23 protein-coding genes and 1 pseudogene are annotated in these 26632 nt (G+C 55.6%); 3 read left to right on the top strand and 21 right to left on the bottom strand.

All coding sequences use genetic code 11. From position 1 onward, the window contains the following. Nucleotides 1-131 precede the first annotated feature (131 nt). Nucleotides 132-413 (bottom strand): annotated as a pseudogene (locus KK078_RS18080) (inorganic phosphate transporter); the annotation flags it as partial. 231 nt (nucleotides 414-644) lie between these two features. On the opposite strand from KK078_RS18080, the gene pdeM reads away from it, so the two are divergent. After that, nucleotides 645-1280: a ligase-associated DNA damage response endonuclease PdeM gene (gene pdeM / locus KK078_RS18075; RefSeq protein WP_254091709.1), complete on the top strand. Its 636-nt coding sequence runs from the start codon at nucleotides 645-647 to the stop codon at nucleotides 1278-1280. A gap of 14 nt (nucleotides 1281-1294) precedes the next feature. After that, complete coding sequence (locus tag KK078_RS18070) at nucleotides 1295-2461, top strand: CapA family protein (protein WP_254091708.1); 1167 nt, start codon at nucleotides 1295-1297, stop codon at nucleotides 2459-2461. Between the two features lie 3 nt (nucleotides 2462-2464). Here the strand turns inward: KK078_RS18070 and KK078_RS18065 are convergent, their stop codons facing one another. The 5 genes from KK078_RS18065 to KK078_RS18045 all read right to left on the bottom strand — a co-directional run bounded on the left by KK078_RS18065 (nucleotide 2465) and on the right by KK078_RS18045 (nucleotide 7988). Then, complete coding sequence (locus KK078_RS18065) at nucleotides 2465-3196, bottom strand: hypothetical protein (RefSeq protein ID WP_254091707.1); 732 nt, start codon at nucleotides 3194-3196, stop codon at nucleotides 2465-2467. Between the two features lie 4 nt (nucleotides 3197-3200). Then, nucleotides 3201-5030: an LTA synthase family protein gene (locus tag KK078_RS18060; RefSeq protein WP_254091706.1), complete on the bottom strand. Its 1830-nt coding sequence runs from the start codon at nucleotides 5028-5030 to the stop codon at nucleotides 3201-3203. A 97-nt stretch (nucleotides 5031-5127) separates the two neighbouring features. Further along, the gene (gene groL / locus KK078_RS18055) at nucleotides 5128-6768 is read right to left on the bottom strand and encodes a chaperonin GroEL (RefSeq protein WP_254091705.1); all 1641 of its coding nucleotides are present in this window, start codon (nucleotides 6766-6768) and stop codon (nucleotides 5128-5130) included. A gap of 24 nt (nucleotides 6769-6792) precedes the next feature. After that, nucleotides 6793-7071, bottom strand: coding sequence for a co-chaperone GroES (locus KK078_RS18050; protein ID WP_254091704.1), 279 nt, complete (start codon nucleotides 7069-7071; stop codon nucleotides 6793-6795). A 206-nt stretch (nucleotides 7072-7277) separates the two neighbouring features. Continuing rightward, the gene (locus tag KK078_RS18045; protein WP_254091703.1) at nucleotides 7278-7988 is read right to left on the bottom strand and encodes a hypothetical protein; all 711 of its coding nucleotides are present in this window, start codon (nucleotides 7986-7988) and stop codon (nucleotides 7278-7280) included. 299 nt (nucleotides 7989-8287) lie between these two features. Here KK078_RS18045 and KK078_RS18040 point away from each other — a divergent pair, with 299 nt between their 5' ends. Beyond that, the gene (locus KK078_RS18040; protein ID WP_254091702.1) at nucleotides 8288-8803 is read left to right on the top strand and encodes a hypothetical protein; all 516 of its coding nucleotides are present in this window, start codon (nucleotides 8288-8290) and stop codon (nucleotides 8801-8803) included. 199 nt (nucleotides 8804-9002) lie between these two features. Here KK078_RS18040 and KK078_RS18035 read toward each other — a convergent pair whose 3' ends face one another. From KK078_RS18035 to KK078_RS17965, 15 genes are all read right to left on the bottom strand, one after another. Continuing rightward, nucleotides 9003-10178 carry an acetyl-CoA C-acyltransferase gene (locus KK078_RS18035; RefSeq protein WP_254091701.1) on the bottom strand — a complete coding sequence of 392 codons (1176 nt, stop codon included), beginning with the start codon at nucleotides 10176-10178 and terminating at the stop codon, nucleotides 9003-9005. A 38-nt stretch (nucleotides 10179-10216) separates the two neighbouring features. Then, nucleotides 10217-10864, bottom strand: a complete 648-nt coding sequence (locus tag KK078_RS18030) for a hypothetical protein (protein WP_254091700.1) — start codon at nucleotides 10862-10864, stop codon at nucleotides 10217-10219. A gap of 3 nt (nucleotides 10865-10867) precedes the next feature. Continuing rightward, nucleotides 10868-11524: a tetratricopeptide repeat protein gene (locus KK078_RS18025; protein ID WP_254091699.1), complete on the bottom strand. Its 657-nt coding sequence runs from the start codon at nucleotides 11522-11524 to the stop codon at nucleotides 10868-10870. Then, nucleotides 11521-12492 carry a vWA domain-containing protein gene (locus KK078_RS18020; RefSeq protein WP_254091698.1) on the bottom strand — a complete coding sequence of 324 codons (972 nt, stop codon included), beginning with the start codon at nucleotides 12490-12492 and terminating at the stop codon, nucleotides 11521-11523. The genes KK078_RS18025 and KK078_RS18020 overlap by 4 nt, the downstream gene beginning before the upstream one ends. Before the next feature lie 79 nt (nucleotides 12493-12571). Then, nucleotides 12572-13075, bottom strand: a complete 504-nt coding sequence (locus tag KK078_RS18015) for a GNAT family N-acetyltransferase (protein ID WP_254091697.1) — start codon at nucleotides 13073-13075, stop codon at nucleotides 12572-12574. Between the two features lie 9 nt (nucleotides 13076-13084). Next, entirely contained in the window at nucleotides 13085-13960 is an 876-nt protein-coding gene (dapA, locus tag KK078_RS18010; protein ID WP_254091696.1) for a 4-hydroxy-tetrahydrodipicolinate synthase, read from the bottom strand. 30 nt (nucleotides 13961-13990) lie between these two features. Next, a complete protein-coding gene (locus KK078_RS18005) occupies nucleotides 13991-14497 on the bottom strand; it encodes a DUF6913 domain-containing protein (RefSeq protein ID WP_254091695.1) in 507 nt (168 codons plus the stop codon). Between the two features lie 8 nt (nucleotides 14498-14505). Beyond that, nucleotides 14506-16527 (bottom strand): NAD-dependent DNA ligase LigA, encoded by a 2022-nt coding sequence (gene ligA / locus KK078_RS18000; protein ID WP_254091694.1) that lies wholly within the window; start codon nucleotides 16525-16527, stop codon nucleotides 14506-14508. 79 nt (nucleotides 16528-16606) lie between these two features. Then, nucleotides 16607-18991 carry a TonB-dependent receptor gene (locus tag KK078_RS17995; protein WP_254091693.1) on the bottom strand — a complete coding sequence of 795 codons (2385 nt, stop codon included), beginning with the start codon at nucleotides 18989-18991 and terminating at the stop codon, nucleotides 16607-16609. Between the two features lie 276 nt (nucleotides 18992-19267). Next, nucleotides 19268-21136, bottom strand: a complete 1869-nt coding sequence (locus KK078_RS17990; protein ID WP_254091692.1) for a M1 family metallopeptidase — start codon at nucleotides 21134-21136, stop codon at nucleotides 19268-19270. A 125-nt stretch (nucleotides 21137-21261) separates the two neighbouring features. Then, nucleotides 21262-22338 carry an aminotransferase class V-fold PLP-dependent enzyme gene (locus tag KK078_RS17985; RefSeq protein WP_254091691.1) on the bottom strand — a complete coding sequence of 359 codons (1077 nt, stop codon included), beginning with the start codon at nucleotides 22336-22338 and terminating at the stop codon, nucleotides 21262-21264. Between the two features lie 571 nt (nucleotides 22339-22909). After that, the gene (locus KK078_RS17980) at nucleotides 22910-23752 is read right to left on the bottom strand and encodes an ion transporter (RefSeq protein ID WP_254091690.1); all 843 of its coding nucleotides are present in this window, start codon (nucleotides 23750-23752) and stop codon (nucleotides 22910-22912) included. A gap of 43 nt (nucleotides 23753-23795) precedes the next feature. Further along, complete coding sequence (gene serA, locus KK078_RS17975) at nucleotides 23796-25688, bottom strand: phosphoglycerate dehydrogenase (RefSeq protein ID WP_254091689.1); 1893 nt, start codon at nucleotides 25686-25688, stop codon at nucleotides 23796-23798. Between the two features lie 99 nt (nucleotides 25689-25787). Continuing rightward, a complete protein-coding gene (arsN2, locus tag KK078_RS17970; RefSeq protein WP_254091688.1) occupies nucleotides 25788-26225 on the bottom strand; it encodes an arsenic resistance N-acetyltransferase ArsN2 in 438 nt (145 codons plus the stop codon). 17 nt (nucleotides 26226-26242) lie between these two features. Further along, a complete protein-coding gene (locus tag KK078_RS17965) occupies nucleotides 26243-26602 on the bottom strand; it encodes an ArsR/SmtB family transcription factor (RefSeq protein WP_254091687.1) in 360 nt (119 codons plus the stop codon). Nucleotides 26603-26632: the final 30 nt, after the last annotated feature.

Genomic DNA, 26632 nt, shown 5'->3' with positions numbered 1-26632 from the left:
CGACACCCCTCAAAACCCCACCCCCCACCCCCCCCCCCAGACCGCCCCCGCGCGGGGGGGCCCGGGGTGGCGCGGGCCCCGCCCTTGCACCGGCTACCCGGCCCCCCCACGGCGGGCCCGGGGCCCCCCCCCATGACCATGGAAATACTATGTGCAATATTTTGATCGATGAGCGATTCTACCGGAAGGAGGTTGACGATGCCCATGGCCACGCCGACACCGCCAAATAACACTCCAAGGAAATTCCAGCAACCCGACCAGATCACGGCTACCCAGGGCTTTAGCGAGTTCGTGTAAATCACTGTCGCAACCGCATTGGCTGTATCATGGAATCCATTTACAAACTCAAAACCACAGGCAGCAACAAGGCAAAGGACCAGGAGGATAGAATAAGACAGGTCTAATTCGAACATACAGATGAATTCGGGCGCAATCTAAGGCGATTTCAATCACCCAATGTTACGACTATGTTAACTTTTTTAATCAATAATCTCCTATTTTATTCTAAAGGCACTGACAAGCAAATAGTTATGAGTCGTTAAGAAAAGGGAAAATTGAGTGTTAAAGACACTCTTTTCAACGCCTCCGGACGGCTAAAATCCTGGGTTTTCCATACGGTCGGCAAAGTGCTATCTTGGCGGCGCATGGAGGTTGTCATTGCAGGTGAGGAATTTCGTCTTTTGCCACAGAAGGCAATGGTTTGGCCGCGCCTGGAAACGCTGCTGCTGGCCGATCTGCACCTGGGCAAGGTCAACCACTTTCGCCGGTATGGCATTGCCGTGCCCAGCAAAGCGAACGATCACAACCTGGAGATCATCGTCGACCTGCTGCATGCCACCCGTCCGCGCCGGGTGATCTGTTTGGGCGACCTTTTTCACAGCCATTATAATACCGAGTGGGAAGTGTTTGGCGAACTGGTGAGCCACTTCCGGGCCATTTCGTTCGAGCTGGTATTGGGCAACCACGACATTCTGAGCGAGCGCCAATACGAACGCAAGGGCATACAGGTACACGACCGGTTGCAGATCGGCCCCCTGGTACTGACGCATCACCCGCAGGAGGAGATCGAAGAAGGCCACTATAACCTGGCCGGCCACATCCACCCCGGTGTGTGCCTGCGCGGAAAAGGCCGGCAGTCGCTGATGCTGCCGTGTTTTTACTTCGGAAAAAACCAGGGCTTACTCCCCGCATTCGGTATGTTTACCGGGTTGGCGCGCATCACGCCCCGGAAAGAAGCGAAAGTTTTTGCTATACTTGAAGATAAAGTGCTCGAGCTCTGACCCCTTAAACGACTATGATAAAAAAATTACTGCTAGGTTGCTTCATGGCGTGTACGCTGCAGGCCTTCGCCCAGGATACCACCCGCCTGTCGCTATTGTTTGTCGGCGACGTGATGGGACACGACTCCCAGATCGCCGCGGCGTATGATCCGGCCACGAAGAAGTACGACTATACAGCCTGTTTTCAGTTCATCAAGCCCTATATCGAGTCGGCCGACCTGGCGATCGGCAACCTGGAGGTTACGCTTGCCGGCCCGCCCTACAAAGGCTACCCGCAGTTCAGTTCGCCCGACGCGCTGGCCCGGACGCTGCAAGACGTCGGCTTCGATGCCCTCGTGACGGCCAATAACCACTGCGTTGACCGCGGCCGGAAAGGCCTGGAGCGCACGGTCATGATGCTCGACAGCCTGCAGATGCCCCACACCGGCACGTTTGTCGATACGGTCAGCCGTATGAACGAGCACCCGATGATCCTGGAAAGAAAAGGATTTAAGCTGGCGGTATTGAACTATACCTATGGCACCAACGGACTGCCGGTATATAAACCCAACATCGTGAACCGTCTCGACACGGCCATTATGCGCAAAGATCTGATCCATGCACGTTCGCTGAAGCCCGACGCCATCATCGTCTTTACGCACTGGGGCGAAGAATATCAGAGCCTGCCCTCGGCGTTGCAAAAACGGCTGACGGAATTCTGTTTTAAACATGGCGCACAACTGGTCATCGGCGCACATCCTCATGTGATTCAACCCATGGAATGGCGCAAAGCCGAGAACCGCTTTGTTGCCTACTCGCTTGGAAACTTTGTTTCGGGACAACGCAAGCGTTACACAGACGGTGGCGCCATGGCATACATCGAGCTGGAGAAGATCGCCTACAAACCCGACAGCGCGATCACGATGATCGACAGCGCTGCCTATTACCTGGAGTGGGTGCACCGTGCTCCTTCCAGGGATTATTATATTTTGCCCGCTCCCGAAGTGGAGCTCGACTCGATCGACCTGCCCAAAGATGCGACGGCGCGTGCTGCGTTCAAGACGTTTGTAGACGACTCGCGCGCACTGTATAAGAAGCACAATAAAGGAGTACCCGAGATCTTACAACGCCCCCAGACGCCGGCCCGCCGACCCGACGATGTGCCGATGCTGGACGATACGCAGGATAAGAAAGAGCCGTAGCGATCAGCGACGGCGGCGTTTGCGCTTCATGGCTTTCTTCGGAGCCGAGGGGCCGCTGTTGCCGGAGCTGAAGATCAACCCGACGGAGAACTCCCAGCCGGTAAAGTCGATCTTGGCGTCGGCATATTCTACCGTGCGGGTTTCCAGCGTGGTATTTCCGCCGGTATAGCTTCCTTTCAAGGGGAACCTGGATTCGCCCACCAGGTAGTTGGCCTCCAGCGAAACGCCGACGTCGTTGGTAACATAAAGCGTCAGCTCGGCGCCCCCGTGATAACCCCAGCCGGGTTTGTTCTTGAACGTAAAGTCGCTGTTGACCACTTCCCAGCCTTCGGCCTTGCGCAGCGCGCGGTCGAAGTTACCGTAGTTGATGCGCTGGCTGAAGCCGTGAAAACCAAAGGCACCGCCTTTGATATCGAAATCGGCCTTCTGGCCGTGAAACTGGATCACCAGCTCGACCGGAACGAAGATCGTAAAGTTCGGTCCCACGAGCGGGTCCTTGCTTTCAAACGGCAGGTCTTTCATGTTCAAGCCCGACATGCGATAAAGCGAAGCGCCGGCTTCCAACGCCAGGTACCGGTTAAAGTCAAAGCCTAGCCCGCGGATCGAAAACGGGCTGATCGGCGTGGAGAAGTAGCCGTTCTTGGGTATGAAGTACGAAAACGAAAGGCCAAACTCCTGTGCCTGGGTGGTCACGGCGGCCAGTGTCATCAGCGCCAGCGTAATATATCTTTTCATAGGCTTAACGTTTATTATAGTCGCTATAGAGTACCTGCTGGTAGGCTTTGCCCAATGCTACGTCTTCTTCGGTGCTGTTTACTTTTTCCAGGAATTGCTTGCCGGTATTGTCGTACACCATGTGTTTGTCGTTGGGCAGGAGAAAGCCAAAGCCATCGTTAAAGAAATACGCTGCAAACGGCACGGTATTGTTGCCCAGGATGTCTTTGCTGAAGCGGAACTCCGGCAACGGTTTATCCAGCTGTGCCAGCAAGGTGTTGGCAATATCGGTTTGCCCCGCCAGGGTATGAATGACGGTATCCTGGCGTACGGCGCCGCCCATGATCAGCAGCGGTGTTTTGAACCGCCGTTTGTCTTTGAGCTCTTTGTTGCCCGGGCTTCGGTGACCGTGGTCGGCGGTCATGACCACGATGGTATTATCCCACCAGGGTTGCTTCTTACAAAGCTCGATAAAATTACCGATGCTTTTGTCGGTATAGTGACACGAGTTCAGGAAGAGCGACTCTTCGTCCTGCCCGGTAATAAAAGGTTCCATGGGTACATCAAAGGGCTCGTGGCTGCTGAGCGTGAGGATGACCTTAAAGAACGGGCTGCGGGTAGTGTCCAGTTCGTGCAGGGCCTGGGCAAACATGAAGTGATCGTGCACGCCCCACTTGGAGGCGTCCAGCTCTACCGGAAAGTCTTTCACGCTGGTGATGTGCTCAAAACCGCTGGTGGTCAGGTATGAGCGGAAGTTGGCAAAGTCTACGTCGCCGCCATAGACGAACGAGCTTTTATAGCCCAGCTTCCGGAGCGCCTGGTTCAGGTGGGGCAGGCGTTGCGTCTTGGCGGGGAACTTGATGATCGAGGTCTGGGGCTGGGCGGGGTAGGCGCTCAGAATGCTGACCAACCCTTTGTCTGTCCGGTCGCCGCTGGCGTAGAAGTTGTCGAACAGGATCCCTTCTTTGCACAGCTTGTTGAGGTTGGGCGCGATGTCGGGAAGGCCGCCCAGGGGCTCGATCACATCGGCGGTAAAGCTCTCGATGATGATGAAAATGATGTTGGGGCGGGCCGTCCTGAACAGGTGCCGGGTGGAGTCGTTGGCGGGGTAGAGGGCGGCGAACTGCGCTTCGGCATCGGCTGCGTTGACGAAGTTTTCGGGGTACCGAACATTGGCGCCCTTGCGCACGCTGTTCAGAAAATTCCAGATCACGTTGATGGCGGTGTGATTGGCGTATGCCTTCGACTTGTGAAAGAACACAAAGCCCGTGTTCATCGGGGCCACCGACACGCTGCCGCGTATGGGGAAGAACATGAGGCCTGCCACCGCCAGCATCACACACGCCGTGCCCCAGGTGCTTTTGGTCAGCAGGGTAGAAGTATAGGGCGACACCAGGCGGTTATACAGCCAGGCATACAATACGGTCACGGTGAAAAAGATCGTGATCAGCCCGACGACTACGCCGGGCGATACGCTGCCCAGGGCGCCCGAGCCGATGTAAAAGAACGGTGTGGTATTGAGGCGGAAGCCCCAGTGGCGGTATAGCTCCAGGTCGACCATGACGACCAGCCCGAACAGCGTCAGCAAGGAAAAGGTGATCACCCGCAGGGTACGGTGCAGCCAGCGCCCGGCGGCAAAGGAAGAAACCATGAGCAGCAGCCCGGCCAGGGCCAGAACGTAGCCCACCATGCTGGCGTCCATGCGGATGCCGTGGGTCATGGTCTGTACCATGTCCACCGCGGTGAGCTGCGCCGAAAGGTCGTGGTTGTACACCAGGAAAAGGCCGCGGATAAAGATCATATAGCTCAGCCAGAAGAGCATGAGCAGCAGGAAGATTCGAAGACGTTCGCGCATAGCCGATAATTGCCCGCAAAGATAGTGGGTAAGGGTAAAAGAAAAAGGCTTCCCCCGGGGGAGAAGCCTTTTTCAACGGTGTATAATGATGGTTGGATTACATCATGCCGCCCATGCCGCCGCCGTGGTGAGGCATGGCAGGAGCTTCCTTGTCTTCCGGGATGTCGGATACTACCGCTTCTGTCGTCAGCAGCAGGCCGGCGATAGAGGCAGCGTTTTCCAGCGCCAGGCGAGATACTTTCGTCGGGTCGATGATACCCGCGTCGAAGAAGTTCTCGTATTTGTTCTCACGGGCGTTGTAGCCGTAGTCTTTCTTACCGTCGCGAACTTTGTTCACGATCACAGAACCTTCCTGACCTGCGTTCTCCGCGATGGTGCGCAGGGGTGATTCCAGGGCCAGGCGAACGATGTTCACGCCAGTAGCCTGGTCGTCGTTGTCAACACCGATAGCCTTGGGATCCGCCAGTGCTTCGATCGCACGGATGAAGGCCACGCCACCACCGGGAACGATACCTTCCTGAACGGCAGCACGTGTAGCGTGCAGGGCATCGTCTACGCGGTCTTTCTTCTCTTTCATTTCTACTTCAGTAGCAGCACCTACGTACAGGATCGCCACGCCGCCTGACAGCTTGGCCAGACGCTCTTGCAGTTTTTCCTTGTCGTAGTCGGACGTAGTAGATTCGATCTGAGCCTTGATCTGGTTCACACGGCCCACGATGTCTTCTTTCTTGCCAATGCCGTTCACGATCGTGGTGTTGTCTTTGTCGATATGAACCTTCTCTGCACGGCCCAGCATGTCGAGTGTAGCGTTCTCCAGTTTGAAGCCTTGCTCTTCGGAGATCACTTTGCCACCGGTCAGGATCGCGATGTCTTCGAGGATCGCTTTTCTTCTGTCGCCAAAGCCGGGAGCTTTTACGGCAGCGATGCGCAGGGCGCCGCGGATCTTGTTCACCACCAGGGTAGCGAGGGCTTCGCCTTCTACTTCCTCAGCAATGATCACGAGCGGTTTGCCGGTCTGGGCAGATTGCTCCAGGATGGGGAGAAGCTCTTTCATGCTGCTGATCTTCTTGTCGTAGATCAGGATGAAGGGGCTTTCCAGCTCGGCTTCCATCTTCTCGGTGTTGGTTACGAAGTACGCTGACAGGTAGCCGCGGTCGAATTGCATACCTTCTACGGTCTTCACTTCGGTCTCGGTGCCTTTTGCTTCTTCTACGGTGATCACACCGTCTTTTCCTACTTTGTCCATCGCATCGGCGATCATCTTACCGATGGTCACGTCGCTGTTGGCAGAGATGGTCGCTACTTGTGCGATCTCGTTCGAATCTTTGATCTTCTTGGACTGGCTCTTCAGGTTGTTAACAACAGCATCAACCGCTTTGTCGATACCGCGTTTCAGGTCCATCGGGTTGGCGCCGGCCGCCACGTTCTTGATACCGTGTGCGTAGATGGCTTGTGCCAGTACGGTAGCCGTAGTAGTACCGTCACCGGCTGCGTCAGCGGTTTTAGAAGCTACTTCTTTCACCAGCTGTGCGCCCATGTTTTCGATGGGGTCTTTCAGCTCGATCTCTTTCGCTACGGATACACCGTCTTTGGTTACGGTAGGAGCACCGAATTTCTTATCGAGGATCACGTTGCGGCCTTTGGGGCCGAGGGTCACCTTTACTGCGTCAGCCAGCTTGTCTACGCCTTTCTTAATGCGGTCGCGGGCAGAGGTATCAAATGTTATTTCTTTAGCCATAGTTGTTGTACGATTTGAGATAAATTAAATGGTTCCGAAAATGTCAGAGTTGCGCATGATGAGGTATTCCTTGCCATCAATGTTGATTTCTGTGCCGGCATATTTGCCATACAGAATATTGTCGCCAACTTTTACCGTAACAGGCTTGTCTTTCAGACCTTCGCCAATGGCCACAACTTTACCCTTCTGGGGTTTTTCCTTTGCTGTATCAGGAATGATAATACCTGATGCTGTTTTGGTCTCAGCTTCAGCGGGTTCAACTAACACCCGGTCCTCGTTTGGTTTGAAGTTGATTTTTGACATATACGAATCGATTTTTTAAGGTTTAACAATTCAACATCCTCCGCTCAGCACCTATTGTGCCACCGCGTAAGAAGATGCGAATTACGGACAATTTTTCTATTCGCGACAGCTTTTAGAGGCGATTCTCGCGACCGTGGCTGGCAAAGTGGCAGAGTCTGTCAGCGCATACTGACAGACCCTCGTGCCACGCGGCAGGATACCGTTTGTTATTTTGATATATGTTTGACGAACAGGCGCTTAGCGACCGGCATAAATGTCTCGTAGAACGGAAAGCGCGACTTGGACAGGATCAGGTAGGTGGCGGGATTGGGCATGTCCGAATACTGCCGGATCAGGTCCAGTTTCATACGCTCGTAGGTGTGTAACGGCTTTTTCTCGACGCGCTCGATAAATTCGGTGTTCAGGCCCCGCAGCTGCTCCTGGCTGTCCTCAAAGATGCTGACCTGGTACCGGTATATAGCGGTCTCCTTTTCCGGGGGCAGCGTGACAAACAGATACCCTTCCCGTGCATACAGGGGGGTGACGCCGATGGGGGAGATCTCACATTGCGACTCGACGTACTCATAGATGACCGACCCTTCCTGCAACGAGCTGCGGATCTGTGGCAACGCAAAGTCGATGATCGATTCCAGCTCCTGCATCACCGCATCGTCCTCGATCATTTCGCGGTAGCTGAGCTCCAGTTTTTTAAACTCCTCCAGGGAGATCTCCTTGGGGAACGATTCGCGGATCAATGTCTTGTTTTCCTTGACCGCCATCAGGTTGCGGTAGTGAAAGACCAGGTCCGCCATAAAGGGGTAAAGCTCCACGCGGTCAAATGAACTCTTTACGGCCTGCAGGTAGGCCAGCAACATATACTTCTTGTACTCAAAATCGATCAGTCCCTGCGTCAGCCAATCCTTCGACAATTTCTCCATGTCCCGACTCCATTTGGTTGTGATAATCTAGCCAATCTTTTGCGTAAGGTCAAGCCTGGCGGGTGGCGGCCGGCCGGCCCGGTGTCATATACGCGGCGGCCGCCGTTCGACACCCGCCCGGTACGGCGGCGCTCCGCGGCATTTGACATCGCTATAGGTGTTTGGGCGACGATTTTGAAGCGGCTGGAGGGTATTTATGCATTGTACACGCGAATCATACATGCCCCAGATCGGTCTTCTTTTTGGCAGAATAAATAGTAAAAGGAGAAGCTACTTTGTAGTATAACAACAACCCCCTCATGAAAAGAAGTACCATCCTGCTAGGCCTGCTCATCGCCCTGGCCATATCGTGTAAGGACGATGATACCGCCGTAAAGAAAGAGACCGGCTATAGCTTCAGAGACCAGGAACTGCAGGGGATGATCGGGGGGATGGTCTGGACGCACCGCAGCGGATTCGCCACGACGGAGATCGTGAACGGCGAAAAGGTGATCGGAATCGACCTGGTACAGAATATATCCGGCGAGGAGGTAGAGGATATGCAGGTGCCTGAAGGCAACTATGTGTTCTTCGACGTGCCGGATGCCGTGGGAGTTTACGAGCTCAGCATAAACTGGGATGCCAACCTGGCCAGCGGCAACGACGAGAGTCAGACGATCACGTTGTATAACGAAGCCACCGGCGTTAGTCATATTGCCACCAAGGGCGCCATCGAGATCCTGACGATCACCGATACGGAAGTAACCGGCCGTATCGATGCCCGGTCGGAGTCCGGCACCTATATAAACGGAAATTTTACCGTAGCGCTTTTATAGTAGATTGATGGATAGTTGACCTGAAAAGGCTGCCTTGCAAGGGGCAGCCTTTTTGTTTATAGGGCCTGGGCTAATTTGTTACGCCCCTTCAGGGCTATGTCGTTGTTTACGCGGGGTAAACCGTCAACACAGATATACCAAGCCCTGTAAGGGCGTAACAAATCGGGGCACGTACGTCGCCGATTTGTTACGCTTGCTCTTATGCGGAGATTACGATGGCCGAGGCGCCACCGCCGCCGTTGCAGATCCCGGCTACGCCGTGCTGGCCTTTGTTTTGACGGAGCACGTTGATGAGGGTGGTGATGATGCGGGCACCCGAGGCACCCAGCGGATGGCCCAGGGCTACGGCGCCGCCGTGGACGTTCACCTTGCCGGCGTCCAGTTTCAGCAACGCATTGTTGGCCAGGGCCACGGCCGAAAACGCTTCGTTGATCTCGTAGAAGTCCACGGCCTCGGGGGCTACCCCGGCCACCTTCAGCGCTTTGGGAATGGCCAGCGAAGGAGTGGTGGTGAACCACATCGGGTCCTGGGCAGCGTCGGCAAAACCGCGGATGGTCGCCAGCGGCTTGATGCCCAGCGTCTCGGCCTTTTCGCGGCTCATCAGCACCAGTGCCGCGGCGCCGTCGTTCAGGGTAGAGGCATTGGCCGCCGTCACGGTGCCGTCTTTGGAAAAGGCCGGTTTCAGGCCGGGGATCTTATCGAAGTTTACGCTTTTATACTCTTCGTCTTCGGCAAAGCGGGTGACGTTGCCTTTGCGGTCGGTAACGTCTACCGGTACGATCTCGTCCTGGAATTTGCCGGCGGCCCAGGCCGCGGCCGAGCGTTTATAGGAGTCGATGGCGTAAGCGTCCTGCTCCTGGCGTGAGATCTTCATCTCGCGTGCCGTGTTGTCGGCGCAAACGCCCATGGCGCATTGATTGTAGATGTCTGTCAGGCCGTCGTAGGTCAGGCCGTCGAGCAATTCGCCGTTGCCGAATTTATACCCTGTACGCGCCTTGGGCAGGTAGTAGGGAATGTTGCTCATGCTTTCCGTACCGCCCGCCACGACAACGTCGTTGTGGCCCAGCATGATGGATTGCGCGCCGAGCATGACGGCCTTCATGCCCGAAGCGCAGACTTTATTGACGAGGGTACACGGGATGGTAAAGCCCAGTCCGGCCGCGGCGGCGATCTGGGTGGCAGGCGCCTGGCCGAGTCCCGCGGCAATCACATTTCCCATAAAAACTTCCTGGACCTGTGCCGCGTCGATGCCCGCTTTTTGCAGCGCACCTTTTACGGCAATGGCCCCCAGCTGTACGGCCGTCAGCGAAGACAGGCTACCGCCAAAGCTGCCGATGGGTGTCCGTACGGCAGAAACAATATATACTTCTTTCATTTGGGTTGGTTGGTTTTACTCGTGGTTGCGGCGGCCGGCTACCAATCGGGTTTGCTGCGATCCTTGGGCTTGCTGGCCTTGCGTTTGTTCTGCTGCAGGTATTGAACCTCCTGGTTCTTCATGGCCTGCAAGATCATCTCCGCTTTCTCTTTGCTGATCTTCATTTGCTGAAGCTTATCGGAAAGCTGCTGCTCGCGCTCTTTCTTTTCCTGCTCGCGTTTCTCTTCGTCGCTCTGTTGCTGGTTCTGCTGGTCCTTCTGCTGCTTCTCTTTCTCTTCCTGGCCTTTCTGCTGGTCGTTTTCCTTCTTCTCCTGCTGATCCTTCTTGTCCTGGCTATCCTTTTGTTGCTGATCTTGTTTCTGCTGGTCCTGCTTCTGTTGCTCCTGCTTCTGCTGTTGATCTTTTTTCTCCTGCTCTTTCTTTTGCTCGTCTTTCTTCTGCTGATCCTGTTTCTGCTGGTCCTTTTGCTGCTGCTGTTTCTGTTCTTGCTGCAGCTTCTTTTGCAGGGCGCTCAACTTCGGGTCGCCCGGGTATTTCTGCAGGCCTTCGCCTACACGGCGCAGGGCCTCGGCATTTTTACCGCCGACGTAATAGTTGGCGGATTGGTTGAAGTACGCTTGTGCGCCTTGGGCGTAGGCCGCACTGCCAACGATCAGGAAAACGATGAGCAAAATGAAGTTCTTCATAGCTTACTTTTTATCGATGGTAACAACTTCTCCTAAACGATCGATGAAATCCTTGTAATACATCACCGAAGGGTCTTTTTTGGCGCCTTCGTTCATCAGGGTCTGCGCGTCCCTGAACTGGAACCGCGCCGCCAGTGCATCCGCCTGTGCTTTTAACCGTTTGGCGTAGGCAGAAGGTTCCTGCGGCTTGTTCTGATCCTGGTTCTTTTTCTTCTCTTCCTCTTTCTTCTTCTCGTCCAGCTTCCGTTTGATCATCTCGTAGTTGTAGCGCGCGTCGGCATTGGCCGGGTCGGCCTTCAGCGCTGCCTTGAAATTGGCCATGGCCTCTTCGTACTGGCCTTTCTGATGGTGCATCACGCCGAGCTGCTGCTGGGCTTTTGACCGCACTTCGGTCTTGTCGCTCCCGGCCAGCGCCTGGTATTCGGTAAAGGCGTGGGCGGTGTCTTTGAGGAGGTAATATGCGTTGGCCAGATTGAGCATCGCCTCGTCTTCCACCACGTCCAGCGTGTCTGCGAGGTACCGGTATTTGGCCACCGCCGTTTTATAATCGCCGGAAGTGTATGCTTTGCGGGCTTCTGTTTTGGTACGGTTGATCCGTGCGGTCTTAACCGGATCGATCGCGGGGGCAAACAGGAAGATGGATACCAGGAGCCAGTTCATAATCTCAACGCGGGTACGTTTATGAGTACATCCAGGATCAGCAACACCACGGCCGCCACCAGGAAGTAGAAGTACTTGTTGGCGGTAACGTCTACAAAACGCGCGTCGCGCAGCTCGCCTTCGATGTTGCCGATGGTATTGATCAGCCGCGACACATCGTTGCGCGTGGCGTTGATCTCAAAATATTGCCCGTCGGTCTTGTCGGCCAGCGAGCGCAGCGCCGACGAGTTCAGACGGGTCGTGACGGTATTGCCCTGGCGGTCGGTCTTCAGCGAACGGCCGGCATAAATGTTCCCGCCGGCTTCGGTGCCTACGCCCAGGGTGAAAAGCTTGATATCTTTACTTTCAATTTCCGACACTACTTCGCGCGAATCTTCACCAAAGTCCTCGCCGTCGCTGATCAGGATGATCACCTTCGACTTCGACTGTGTTGTCGGGCCGTCGGTCTCTTCCTCCAGTTTCTTTAAGGCCAACCGCAACGGAGGTCCAAAATCCGTGCCCGACGCCGGCACCAGGTTTGAGCTCATGGTTTCGATAAAAAGATTGAGGGCGTTCAGGTCGTAGGTCAGCGGGCATTGCATAAATGCCTCCGATGAGAAGATGATGACCCCGATGCGGTCGGAGCTGAAGGCGTCCACCACTTTCTTCATCTCAAACTTCACTTTTTCCAGACGGGTGGGGGCGATGTCAAAGGCGTCCATGGACTTCGACAGGTCGACGCAAATCATGATGTCTTTGCCAACCGACTTCACCTCTTTTTTCGACCCGCCGAACGACGGGCCGAGAATGACGATGATAAACAGGGCGAAGTATAGCGTGCGGACAAAGAGCTTGGCGAATATGGTGGAGAATGGACTGTTCATGCGCCGGCCGGTGCGAACCATTCGCACCACGTACAGCGCGTACAATACCACAAACAAGGTGATAAAGACGATTTCTGTTATTCCAAAGTCACGATACCAAAGCACGTTGTAGCAGTTAACAGGTAGCAATTAACAATGTGTACGCTGTTTATGCAAGCCGTGGGCCAATGATCTCGGCGAATGCCTACGGGGTCACAATACGCCGCATGACATAATCGTTCATCCAGTACGGGCCGATGGCGATGTCTTCTTCGCGCAAGACCGAGAATCCCACCTTTTCGTAGAAAGACCGGGCCGGGTTGTACCGGTTCACATTCAGATCCAACGTAGTAATGCCTTGGTCTTTAGCGCGTTGCACAACTTCGTCGAGCAGCCGGCGGCCGTAGCCCTTGCCCTGGTTGCCGGGGCGCACGTACAGTTTATGCAGCTTGTACACCGGCTCGTCTGCGCGGGGGCCATAGGCCGCAAAACCTTGCGCGCCCTCATCGTCAGACAAGAGGATGAAGTGTTGCGTCTGTTGCGTCATGACCGTAGTGAGCGCGTCGACGCTGTAGATCAGCTCCAGCATATAGCGGATCTGCTCGTCTTCGAGGATCGGCTTGTACGTTGGCCACCACGTTTCTTCTGCCAGCAGACGGATCACGGGAATGTCGGTAGTACCGGCGTTGCGGATGGATACACTCATCATGGTAAGAGCTTATTTTTTCCCCTCCGCCAGCAGCGCGTCGATGCGCTTGCGCAAACCTGCCGACGCGGGTGCGTGTGGCAGCCGGACATGGTCACCGCAGATGCCCAGTTTGGAGAGTACATACTTCACCCCGATGGGGTTGCCTTCCTCGTACATTGCTCCGTTGAGGTCTGAGAGCTTATACAGCTCCTGGGCTGCCCGGGTGGCGTTGCCGGCGAGGAAATACTCCTTCATCTTCTTGAAGATGACGGGGTAGGGGTTTGCCAATACGGAGATCAGGCCTTTGCCGCCGATCGCATACAGGGGCAGCGCCAGCATGTCGTCACCCGATACCAGCAGGAAGTCCTTGGGCATATGCTTGGCGATCTTCAGGCACTGCTCCAGGTTACCCGACGATTCCTTCATGCCGATGATGTTCTTGTGGTTGGCCAGGTGCAGGGTGGTCTCGGCCGTTATGTTCGAGCCGGTGCGGCCCGGAATGTTATATAAGATCACCGGCACCGGGCAGGCGTCGGCGATTTTGATGTAGTGCTGATAGATACCTTCCTGTGAGGGCTTGTTGTAATACGGGCTTACCGACAGAATGGCGTCTATACCCTTGAAGTCGGTCGCGGCAATTGCTTCCAGTACCTCGTGTGTATTGTTCCCGCCGATGCCATAGACGATCGGCAACCTGGCCGGGTTGTTGGCTTTGATAAAGGTCAGGATCGCATTTTTCTCTTCGGACGTGAGCGTGGGAGATTCTCCCGTCGTGCCCAGCACAACGTAATAATCAGCACCCTTGGCTGTATGCTGCAAAAGCTTTTTCAGGGCCTTGTAGTCAACCTCGAGTGATTCGGTGAACGGTGTGATCAGGGCAACGCCTGTTCCGTAGAGCTTTTTCATGTTTACTAGGATATGGGATAAAGGTTATGATTACTTCAGTTGCGTGGCATACTTATACATGCCGTCGATCAGCGCCTGAATGCTGGCGACCGACTCGATCATGAGCTCCAGGTACGGTTCGCCGCCGTCGAAATATTTACCCACGCGGCACTTGGCTTTGCTTCGGGCCAGCAGGTTCAGCACGAGTACGTTCGGTTCCAGGTCGATGTAGAATAAAAAATCAAACGGCGCGTCGGCAAATTGGTTGGCGCTCGACGACGTAATGTTGCCCCAGAACGACAGTTCTTTTTCGGTAAAGAAGTCGAACTTAAACTCGTAATTGTCGTGCTTGGCCGGAAGGTATTCCAGCACCTGCACCACCTTCTCGTCCTGCTCCAGCTTTTTGATAAACTCTTTGATGACAAAGTGTTTTTGTTTGTCTTCGACCGAAAAAAGTACGCCCACCGTTCGCGCCTGCTTATAGGGCAGGTTGCTGCGGGACGCCTTGCTTTTGCGAAGCACGGAGTTAGTCTTGAGTTTAAGGAAGTTGAGCTTCATCGTAAAAGTTAGATGGATTCTCCGCGCAGCAGGGCTTCAAAGTCGGTTTCGGAAATGATCCGTACGCCCAGACTTTCGGCCTTCTCGCGCTTAGAGGGCCCCATATTATCACCTGCCAGCAAATAATCCAATTTTTTGGACACTGACGACACCAGGCGGCCGCCGTTTTTAACGACGATGTCGTGTAACTGTTCGCGTTCGTAGCGCTGAAATACGCCCGACACCAGGAAGGACTTGTTGGCGAGCACTTCGCTCTCCTTTTCAGGCTCGCGGGCCGTGCTCTCCAATTGCAGGCCGGCGGCCCGCAGGCGGTCGACTTCCCGGCGATTCTCGGGGTCCTGGAAAAAGCGCTGCACGCTTTCGGCAATCTTTTCGCCTACTTCGGGCGCCGCCAGTAACGTTGACAAATCCTGGCTGGCCGCGGCCAGGGCATCGATGGTCTTGAAGTACCGCGCCAGCTTTTCTGCCACGGTCTTACCTACGTAGCGAATGCCGATGGCAAAGAGCACACTTTCAAACGGGACGGCCTTCGATTGTTCGATGCCTCCCAGCAAATTCTTAGCGGACTTATCCTTAAAGCCGTCCAGGCGCAGCAAATCCTCCAGCTTCAGGTCATAGAGGTCTGCCGGGCTTTTTACCAGCTCCAGCTCGTAGAGCTGACGAATGGTCTGCTCGCCCAGCGAGTTGATGTCCATCGCCTTTCGCTGGATGAAGTGTTCGATGCGCCCGCGGATCTGCGGTGCGCAGCCGTTTACGTTCGGGCAATAAAAGGCAGCTTCGCCTTCTTCACGGATCAGCCGGGTACCGCACACCGGGCAGGTTTGTGTGTATTGCAGCGGCACAAGCTCCGGTTGGCGCCGGGCCACGTCGACACCGGTTACTTTGGGGATGATCTCGCCGCCCTTCTCGACAAACACATAGTCGCCGATGCGCAGGTCGAGGCGTGCGATCTCGTTGGCGTTGTGCAAGGAGGCTCGCTTGACCGTGGTGCCGGCCAGGAACACGGGTTCCAGCTCGGCCACCGGGGTCACGGCGCCGGTACGGCCCACCTGGTAGGTGACGCCGTTGAGGCGGGTGCTCATGCTCTCTGCCTTATACTTATAGGCAATCGCCCAGCGCGGGCTTTTGGCTGTGAAGCCGAGCTGGCGCTGCTGGTCGATGTCGTTCACTTTGATCACCACGCCGTCTGTTTCCAGCGGCAGGTCGGCACGCTTTGTTTCCCATTCGTCAATATAGGCCAGCACCTCGTCAATCGAAGTACACTTTTTATAGGTGGGCGATACGTTAAAGCCCCAGTCTACCAGGTGCTGAATGCCTGCTGCGTGTGTCTTGCTCTTCTCGCCGAGCAGGTAGTATACGTAGCAGTCCAGTTTGCGTTTTGCCACCTCGCTGCTGTCCTGCAGCTTGAGCGTGCCCGAGGTGGTGTTCCGGGCGTTGGCATATTTCTCTTCGCCGATGTCCTCGCGCTCTTTGTTGAGCTGCTGAAAGACCTGTTTCGGCATAAACACCTCGCCGCGTACTTCGAACGACTCGGGTATATTCTTGCCTTTGATGCGGAGGGGAATGCACCGGATGGTGCGGGCGTTGTGCGTGATATCGTCGCCGCGGACACCGTCGCCACGGGTCACACCCCGCACGAAGATGCCGTTCTCGTAGGTCAGGCTGATGGACACGCCGTCGAACTTCAGCTCACAAAAATACTCGTAGGGGTTGCCGTCCAGGCCTTTGGCCACCCGCTTGTCGAACTCCCGCAGGTCGTCGGCGCTGTAGGTGTTGCCCAGCGACAGCATGGGATACTTGTGCGCGACGTTCTCGAAGTTTTTGGTGATCGTGCCGCCGACCCGCTGCGTAGGGGAGTCGGGCTGGCGGTGTTCAGGGAATTGGGCTTCCAGCGCCACCAGTTTTTCCAGGAGCTTGTCGAACTCAAAGTCGCTGAGCACCGGTGCGCTTTGCTGGTAATAGAGATCGTTGTGGTGGTTGATCTCGTCGGTTAGTTTCGCGATTTCTTTTTGGGCCTGATCCGCTGTCATACGGGCATAAAGCTAACCGCAAAATGTGGATCGTACAAACGGTCGGCGTAGCGCCCACAGCGCTTTTGCGGCGATCGTTCTACATCTCCTCCGTGCGCTCGGATTCCTTCTCCTTCTCTTTCTGGCGGTTGAGCCGATAGGTGAAGGTCAGCAGCAGCTGGCGCGACTGCCACTGGAATTTGGAGCTGGAGTAATACCCCTCGTTGTCGATGATCGACCGGCGTACGCGCGAGTTGAACAGGTCGCGCACTGAGGCATTGACGGTAGCCTTGCCCTGGAAGATATCGTACGACGTGCCGAGGTCGACCGAATAGACAGACCGGTTGCGGCCCTGTGTGGTGACGCGTGGCGCGCGGTAGTTGAAGGAGCCTTGCAGGTCGAGCTTGCGGAAGAACGTCCACTTCGAAGTGGTACGGCTGGTCCAGGTATAGGTGTCGGCCGACAGGACCTGGTCCTCGTACGTGCCTTCGGTAATGGCCCGGTAAAAGTTGGCGCTGGTATTGACCTTCCACCAGGTGAAGAGGGCATGCGACAGGTTCAGCTCTGCGCCGTAGGCATTTTCTTCGGCCAGGTTGATCGGGATGATCTGCGTGCGGCCCTGCTCGTCGACGTCGGTCATAATGCGCTGGACCACATCCGTACGGTGGCGGTGGTACACGCTGGAGAGGATCGACCCCTCGCCCCATTCGATGAGGTACCCCAGCTCAAAGGCGTTTGTATACTCCGGCTTCAGGTTCGGGTTGCCCATAAAGAACTGCCGCGAATCGCGGAAGTCGGAGAAGGGCAGGAGGTCGCGAAAGTCCGGACGGTTGATGCGATAGCTATAGCTGAACTGCAGGGTGTTGTTGTCTTTTAGCTTGTACGACAGCGCCGCGCTGGGAAAAAGATTAAAGTATGTGCGTGGATTCGTTTCGTTCGTCTCGGTCAGCTCGGTGGTAATGTCGGAGTACTCGCCGCGCAGGCCGCCCTGGGCGGAGAACTTGCCAAAGGCGTTGCCGGCCATGACGTAGGCGGCGTGTATGTGTTCGTTGTACTCCAGGTTGTTGCTGAAGGCGGGCAGCGGTGTCCACGTGTCGTCTTCTTCCCGGGTTTCCAGGGAGTATAGGTTTCGGATCATGCGCGTGGCGGTTTTCATGCCAGCCTCCAGCTTGCCTTCTTGTCCCAACGGATGTACGTAGTCCAGTTGCACCTGCCAGTTGGTTTCGTCGGCGTTGTTCAGCCCGCGTTGCTGCAACAGGGCGCCGCCGGGGGTGCCTTCGGTATAGCGGGTGGCTTCGTCGTCTACGCCGCGGATCCACTTGACGTCGGCCGTCAGGCTTTGGTCTTTGCGTTCAAAGTCTTTCTTGAAGCTCAGCGTGCCCTCGATCGTCGATTCGTCTTCCTCTTCACGCTCGGTACGCACAACGTTGCGGGTAAGTGTACCGTTTTCGTCGTAGTCGTGATAGGTGTTGGTGGAGTGGTTCACGCCAAAGGAGGGATTATATAGAAAGGATCCTGTCAGCGTGGTCTTTTCGGTCAGGAAGTAGTCCAGTCCCAGCATGACGTTGTGGGCCAGGCCGCCGCGCTCGCGGTCGTTGTATTGGGAGTATACAAAGCTGGTGTCTGCGCTGGTGTATCGCTGATATGACGAGCCATAGCCGGGGGCGTTGCGGTCGTCGATGCCGTAGCTGGAAAAGAGGTTGATGTTGTTCTTGCGGTAGTTGATGCTGTAGGACGCGCCGAGCTGGTAGGGGGTTCCGGCGGTGGCGACGAAGGTGCCGTTGATGCCGGCGCGTTTGTCTTTCTTGAGGATGATGTTGATGATGCCGACCTCGCCCGCGGCGTCGTAGCGAGACGAGGGGTTGGTGATGACTTCGATCCGCTCGATCAGGTTGCCTTGCAGCTTGCGCAGCGCGTCGGGGTCGCGGCTGGTCAGGCCGGAGGGGCGCCCGTCGATCAGGATGCGTACGTTGCCGCTGCCACGCAGGCTCACGGCGCCGTCTACATCCACCGTTACCGAGGGCAGGTTGCCCAGGATGTCCGATGCGTTGGCGCCGACGTTGCTCAGGTCCTGGCTGACGTTAAACACGCGTTTGTCGAGCTGCAGCTCCATGGGCGGGCGCTCGCCTTCGATCACGACTTCCGTTAATACATCGGCGCTGGTTTGGAGTACGATCGTCCCCACGGCCAGGGGCGTGTTGGCCACACGCAGGCCGGGCACGATCTTATCGCGATAGGACACGAACGTAACCTTGAGATAGTACCGCCCGGGCTTTACCGCCAGCGAAAAAGCACCCGCTACATCGGACGTGCCGCCCGCGGCCAGTGCCGAGTCGGCCGCATTATATACGGCCACGGTGGCAAACGGTACAGGTTCTCCATGCTCATCGGCGATCGAGCCCGTCACCGCGCCGGCAGGACGGTCTTGTGCCAGGACAGCGATCTGGTAAAGAATGGGCAAGAGAATGGCAAGTACGTACTTCATACAGCAAAATTGATCGTCTTCATCATACTCTACAAGCATTCTGGGAGCAATGGTCATTACTCCTGATGACGTGATGAAGCCCTGTAAGGGCGCAACACAATAGCCCAGGCTGGAGCGATAGCGAAGGCCTGGGTCACCGGCAATTCCAATGATATTTGAGCCCTGTAAGGGCGGAACAATTCGAGGCACGCACAGGCCCGATGGTGAAACAAAAAAAACGTGCCGCCGGAGGTTGCTCACGGCGACACGTAGTATGATCGGGGCGCGATAGATGTTCTAACGCGTGGGGTTGCTGTAGGCGTGGAGGCCGTTGGACAGATCGGCGGTGTTGTTCTTGCGGTCTACATCGGCCAGGCGCTGTGACGGATCGATTTCGATGGTGGCGATCTCGGCGGCGGGGCGATCGATCTTCAGTGTATACGTCGGGTTGACCCAGGGCCACGCTTCCAGGTCTTTGCGCGGCAGGGTCTTCTCGTCGGGCTTGCCGCCCATCGTTTCGTTCAGGGGTATATAGTATAGCTGCTTGCTGCCGTCCTTGTAAGTAACGAACAGGTCTACCGGCATGGGAAACTCACCCAGACGTTCCAGCGTTACAAAAAGGCCGTCTTCATTTTCCAGGATGCTCCGGATGCTGTAGTCGATCTTCTTGGTGGTGTTCACCCAGTAGCTCATATACCATTTCAGCTGCAGGCCGGAAACTTTCTCCATCACGCGGATGAAGTCGTTGGGCTCGGGGTGGCGGAACTTCCAGGTGTTGAAGTACAGGCGCATGCCTTTATAGAAGTTCTCTTCGCCGATGATATACTTCAGCTGATGCAGGAACACGGTACCCATCGCGTACGCGGCGGTGCTATAGGCGGTATTGGTGTTGTAATGGTCGGAGTGCTGACTGATCGGTTCCTGCAGGCCCTTCTTGATCAGCGAGAAGTATGCATTGTAGCTACCGGTGTGCGCCTCGGCGAGGGATGTGTTGAGCAGCACCGCTTCGGATTCCTGGCTGGCGAAATCCGTAAAGCCTTCGTCGATCCACGGGTACAGCGACTCGTTCGAGGCCAGTACACCCTGGTACCAGCTGTGCGCCGCTTCGTGCAGCATCACGCCCACCAGGCCGCCCAGGCTGCCGTCGCCCAGGATGAGCGTACACATGGGGTACTCCATGCCGCCGTCACCGCCCTGGATGATCGAGTAGGTGTCGTAGGGATATTTGCCAAAGGTTTTGTTCATGAACTCGAAGTGGCGCACGGCAAAGCCTTCCATTTTTTTCCAGTTGTCGAGGATCTTATCGTTCTTCTGGTAGAAGAAGTGCAGCTCGGGTCCGTTGGGTACCTGCGCGCGGTCGTGCAGGTAGTCGGGGTCTGCCGCCCAGGCAAAATCGATCACATCTTTGGCCACGAAGTTCCAGGTCAGGTTGCCTTCGGGGCGTTTTACGGTGGCGCCCGGTTGCTCATAGCCATAGCCGATCTTGTCGGCATTCTTGAGCTTGCCGGTGCCGCAAACCACAAAGGTGGGATCGAGCGTGATCTTTACATCGAAGTCACCCCATACGCCGTGGAACTCGCGTGCTACATATTGATACGCATGCCATCCCTGAAAGTCATACTCGGCCATTTTCGGATACCACTGTGTCATGGAGTAGGCCACGCCCTCGCGGTTGTTGCGACCCGAACGGCGGATCTGCTGCGGCACCTGCGACTCGAACTTCATATCGAACACCGTTTTGGCGCCCGGCATTAGGGCCTTGGGGAGCGTCACTTCCAGGATCGTGCCGTTCACTTTGTACCGGGTATCTTTGCCATCCTGTTTAAGGCTCTGGATATGCTGATATCCGATCTCGTCGTCTTTGAGCTTCGAGATGCGGTCTTTCACGCGGCCGTCGGGATCGGCGATGTTGCGCGAGCGTACATCCATCATGCTGCCCGGCTGGAAGGCATTAAAGTATAAATGATAATATACCTTGCGGAGGGTGTCTTTGGAGTTGTTGTAATAGGTTAGCTTTTGTGTGCCGGTGATCTTGTGTGTTTTCACATCCAGCGTAACGTCCATGACGTACTCGACGCGCTGCTGCCACCGGTAGTCCTGTGCCGGCAGCCAGTACCCGCCCAGGGCTAGCAGAAGTGTGAAAAAGAAGGATTTGTTGCGAAACATGGCTCGTGGGTTAATGAATATTCCGGCAAAATATCCAAACCCGCGAATTTTACAAAGCCATTGGTAAAGCTGCGGTAACATGGGGGACATACCGGTCCCGGGCGGCCGCGGTTCCAGCGCGTCCGCTAAAGCTTAGCCAAAGTATCGACCAGCAGCTCATACTGCTCCTTGGAGTGTGTCGGGAAATTCGCGAACCGCAGTTGCGTCTTTTTAAACGCTCCGTAGCCGTCGCCGGGATGCATGCCATTCTCCAGCAAGAGCTTTGCGATCTTCTCGGTATGCTCGCCGCACTCGGCGACGATCACCGTATTGGATTGATAGGCTTTCTCCTGTACGAACGGATTCATGAGCCCGTTGTCTTGTAACGCTTTATACAGTGTTACCGCCTTATATTCCGTCTCTTTGCGGATCGTCTGAATGCCTCGCCGTACCATGTCTTCTACGACCTGTCCCAGCAAGTAGATACCCAATACGTTGGGTGTCTCGGGGTTTTGATATTTACGGGCGTGGCTATGCAGCGATGGGATGGAGTGATACGAACCGATCGAGATACCTTTTGCCAGCAGCTGTTCGGCTTTGGCCACGCAGGCGTCGTTGATCAACCATACACCGAGACCGGCCGGCAGACCAAAGCCCTTTTGCACGGAGAAGAAGATGGAGTCGAATTGCGTATAGTCAAACGTGGGGTAGGGCAGAGACGATACGGCATCGACCGTCAGGAGCGCACCGGGATTTTTCGCGCGCAGTCCGGCGATCACTTCCAGCGGCAGCGATACGCCCGAGGAGGTTTCGTTGTGCGTTACGGCGATCAGCTCCGTGCCGGCGGGTATGGCCACGGATGCATCAAAGCCCTGGCCCATGGCGACTTCTGCTTTCGCCGGTTTTTTATTGAGCTGCTGTGCGATCTCGTAAAAGCGTTTGGAGAAAGAGCCGTTCACGAGGTGAAAGGATCTTTCTTCCACCAGGTTCTGGATGATGCGTTCCCAGATCTCGTTGGCAGACCCCGTGAAGACAAGTGTGTAGTTGTCGGGAATGTCGAGCAGCGTGCGCAGGCCGTCTACGGATTTGCGGTAAATGGCTTCAAATTGTTTGCTGCGGTGCGATAAAGAGGGAATGCCTTCGCGGAAGGCGGTGCGTACGTGGTCTTCAACAGTGAAATAAAGCTGGGAAGGGCCGGGAGTGAAATTGATCTTGGGACGCATAATAGAACGTAAAAGTAAACGTTCTACACCTAATCATCCGGCACCGGCGACAAAAAGTTGTACGAACAAATCCACACATCGGCCGGACCGGCAGCCTTCTGCCGCGGTAACCGATTTCGTTGCCGATAGGTTCCTGAAAAATAGTTGACAGGTCTGATGGTTTTGCCTAAGTTTGCATCACCCTTGGATTTGGGACACGTTTGCTGAACCTAACAATTATAAACAATACCGAGTCAAGCTTTCGGTCAAAATCAGGCCTCATCCCGATTCGTCGGGCCCTCGCCCAAAAAGCAGGTTAACAGAAGAAGGTTGCGAACGACGGCAGCTCAAAACTTGTCTTTATGGGGTTCAGAAACACCCACCAAATCCATTGGGTATTTTTTTGTCTATACTTTTCCATTCCCCCGGACGATAGCATTTAATGCCTCATCCTTCCCCCAAGAGTACGGTTCTTCTACATTACGCCGCTGTCATAACACAATTGCTCAGACTATAGGCCCAGGCCTGCAACTGGGCTGATCTGTTACGCCCCTTTGGGGCTGGCGGACCTCGGAATATTGCGCGGCTGTGATCATGCGTTCAGGGTGCTTCCGCAGAACTTGCAGAATAGGGCGTCTGTGTCGTGGCCTTCTTTGAGGCAGCGTGGGCATACCTGGGTTGTGATCTTTTCTTGTTGTTTGAGCTGGACCATCTCGGCGGAGACGATGCCGGTCGGGACCGCCAGGATGCCGTAGCCGAGGATCATGATGAACGAGGCCATCGCCTGGCCCAGCGTCGTCTGGGGGGCAATGTCGCCGTAGCCTACGGTGGTCATCGTTACAATGGCCCAGTAGATGCTGCGGGGTATGCTGGTGAAGCCGTGCTCGGCACCTTCGATCATGTACATGCAGGTGCCGGTGATGACCACGGTTGTCAATACCGTTACCAGGAATACGGTGATCTTGTGTTGACTGGCCTTTAGTGCGCGGACCAGGTTTTGGCTTTCGCCGATATGGCGCGAGAGTTTGAGAATGCGGAAGATCCGCAGCAACCGCACGCTCCGGATGACCATGAGCGATTGCGCGCCGGGAATGAATAACGCCAGGTAGCTGGGGAGAATGGAAAGCAGGTCGACAATGCCCAGGAAACTGAAGATGTAGCGCCGCCGTTGTGGCACGACCCACACGCGGGCGAGGTATTCCGCCGTAAAAATCGCTGTGAAGAAGATCTCCAGCGCGCGAAACCAGGGGCCGTAGAGCGCCCGGACCGACTGCACACTTTCGATTATGATCGTCACGACGCTGCCAACGATACAGGCTAACAAGATCAGGTCGAACAATCGACCCGCCACGGTATCGGCTTCAAAGATGATCTCGTACAAACGCAGCCGCCGGCCGCGTAGCGTTTCCTGGGGTTTTACGGAGTGATGGCTCACCGGACGAATATCCTAAAATTATCCCGGACTTGCTACCCGCTTATCAATACAGCACGCGGAACTTGATCGTATGCTCGATGGCGCGCAGCTTGGTGATCACGTCTTTGTTGTATTCTTTGTTGATGTCGGTGATCACGTAGCCTACCAGCTCGTTGGTCTTCAGGTACTGGCCGGCGATGTTGATGCCGTGGTCGGCCAGGGTCTGGTTGATCTTGGCCAGGATACCCGGCACGTTGTTGTGTACGTGGATCAGGCGGTGCGCATCCTTCAGGATCGGCAAGGTCAGGTTCGGGAAATTCACGCTGTTGGACGTGCTGCCCGTGTTGATATAGTCCATGATCTTGCCGGGCACAAAGCGGCCGATGTTCTCCTGCGCCTCGGCGGTGCTGCCACCGATGTGCGGGGTGAGAATGGTATTGGGCAGGCCCCGCAGATCGTTGATAAATTCCTCGTCGTTGCTGACCGGCTCGTAGGGGAACACGTCGATGGCGGTGCCGGCTACTTTTCCACTCACGACGTTATCACGCAGTGCCTGAATGTCCACCACGTGCCCGCGGCTGAGGTTGATGAAGATCACGCCCTTCTTCATCAGGGCGAATTCTTTCGCGCCGATCAGGTTGGCGTTCGACTTGCGACCGTCTACGTGCAGGGAGATCACATCGGCTTGCTCCAGCACTTCTTCCATCGACTTGCACTTCACGGCATTGCCCAGCGACAAGCGCTCTTCGGTGTCGTAGTACAGTACTTTCATGCCGAGCGATTCGGCAATGACGGAGAGCTGCGTACCGATGTTGCCATAGCCGATCATGCCGAGCTTCTTGCCGCGTACTTCAAAGCTGCCTTTGGCAGACTTGTCCCACACGCCCTGGTGCATCTTGGTCGACTTGTCTACGATGCCACGCATCAGCATGATCATTTCGGCCACGGCCAACTCGACCACCGAGCGGGTGTTGCTGAACGGTGCGTTGAAGACGGCGATGCCGCGGCGTGTAGCTTCTTTCAGATCGATCTGGTTGGTGCCGATACAGAAGGCGCCGATCACCATCAGGCGGTTGGCGTGCTCGAGTACCTTGGCAGTGACCATGGTCTTTGAACGGATCCCGAGTACCGATACATCTTTGATCTTTTCGATCAGCTCTTCTTCTGTCATGGCGGCGTGGTAGGTCTCCACGTTAAAGCCTTCGGACCGCAGCAGCTCCACAGCTACCGGGTGCACGTTCTCCAGCAACAAGATGTTGATGCGGTTCTTCGGGTAGGATATCGCAGTGTTCAATTTGTTCAGATAAAGAAATTCGTCCAGGCTCGGCGTAATATGGTCTGCCTTGCTTTTTACGTTTTCGCGGGCCACGTTTTCGGTGAACGCAAAGAACTTGTTGGCAAGTCCTGCGTGTTTGATCTCGTAGTCCGTATAACCATCACCGATAACGTAAATATCACCCTCGAGGTTCAGTTTTCGCAGCTGGGTCACTTTGCCACCGTTTGCCGACAGTGGATTCTCGGTGTCGAAGCCCGTCACTTTACCATCGCTGTCAAAGCGAAACTCGTTGGCCAGGATGTTCTCGGGCTTGATGCCATATTCGGTCACGATCGGCTCGATGAATTCGCGGAAGCCGTTGGAGATGATGTAAATATTGTCGGCGTAGGTCTGAAAGAACTCTTTGTTGCGCTTGAACGATTCAGACACGCTGCCTTTCAGGCGAGTGATCAGGGCCGGCAGGTGGTGCTGGCTGGGCGCCAGCAAGTGCAGCCGCTGTTCCAATGACTCGCGAAACGATATCGAGCCATCCATACCCTGGTTGGTGATGGCGACAATCTTGTTCTTGCGCTCTTCGCGTTCAGGGTGATCCTGTAAGGAGATGTCGGCCAACACGTCAAATGCTTCTACTTTCGTAAAGGTGCTATCAAAGTCGATGACAAAATACTTGTTCAGCTTCATGGGTAGGAAATGAAGCGCAAATGTAATTTATCCTGTACGATGTACGATGTGATGGACGCTATTTTTATTGTCCTAACGGTTGTCCGTTGGTACCTGTGTTCAGAGCGGCAGGTGCATGACCACCGCGGTGGCACCACACACGTACGAGAATTCCGACGACGCCTTGACGGCGTCGGGCACTGCTTCGCGCGTCACATCGGTAAATCCTTTCTTGAGGAAGAAACCCCGTGCGCGCTCGGTGAGTAAATATATACCTGCCAGCCTGCGGTTGCGTGCTTCGGCTAACAAATATTCGGTAATGTTGCTGCCAACGGCCTGGCCACGTATGCCCAGCTTGACCGACAGGGAGCGAAGCAACGCGTACGCGCCGTATACTTCGAGTGCGCCGGTACCGACAAGCTGGTCGCCTTCATAGTACCCCACCAGCAGGTCGCGTGTATAGTCGAGATCGTCTGCCGGCAGGCCGGAGGCGCGCAGCAGTGCACGAAAAGATTCAAAACGTTCCGGGGTGTCGATGAGTCTATAGGTCAGTTCCATGCGGCTAATGTAAGCGATCAATCTTGTGATTGCACCACAACCGCAGAAGTTTCCTGCGTTTCGGCCGGCGTACAATGCAGGAAGAGGTTGCCCAGCGCATGGCGTGCACGGTTCCAGATCTTCTCGTCGATCGAGTAATGTACGCTCGGACCATCGCTGTGCCCCTTGATCAGTCCCGCTTGCCGCAGCGCCTTGAGATGCTGCGATATCGTCGCTTGCGACAGGGGCAGGCCATTGACGATGTCGCCGCACAAGCAGCGCCGGCGTTGCGCCAGGAATTGTAATATGGCAATGCGCGCCGGATGCCCCAGGGCGTGCGCGTATTCGGCTAAGTGTAGCTGCGCCGGTGTAAAGCCGTCGATTTTACTTGCCCCCATAGGTTATTGGTTAGATCGTAATAATACGAT

It is taken from the genome of Dawidia soli, assembly GCF_018598185.1.
GTDB classification, from domain to species: Bacteria; Bacteroidota; Bacteroidia; order Cytophagales; family Cyclobacteriaceae; genus Ohtaekwangia; species Ohtaekwangia soli.
This window is presented reverse-complemented; position numbering and strand designations above follow the sequence as displayed.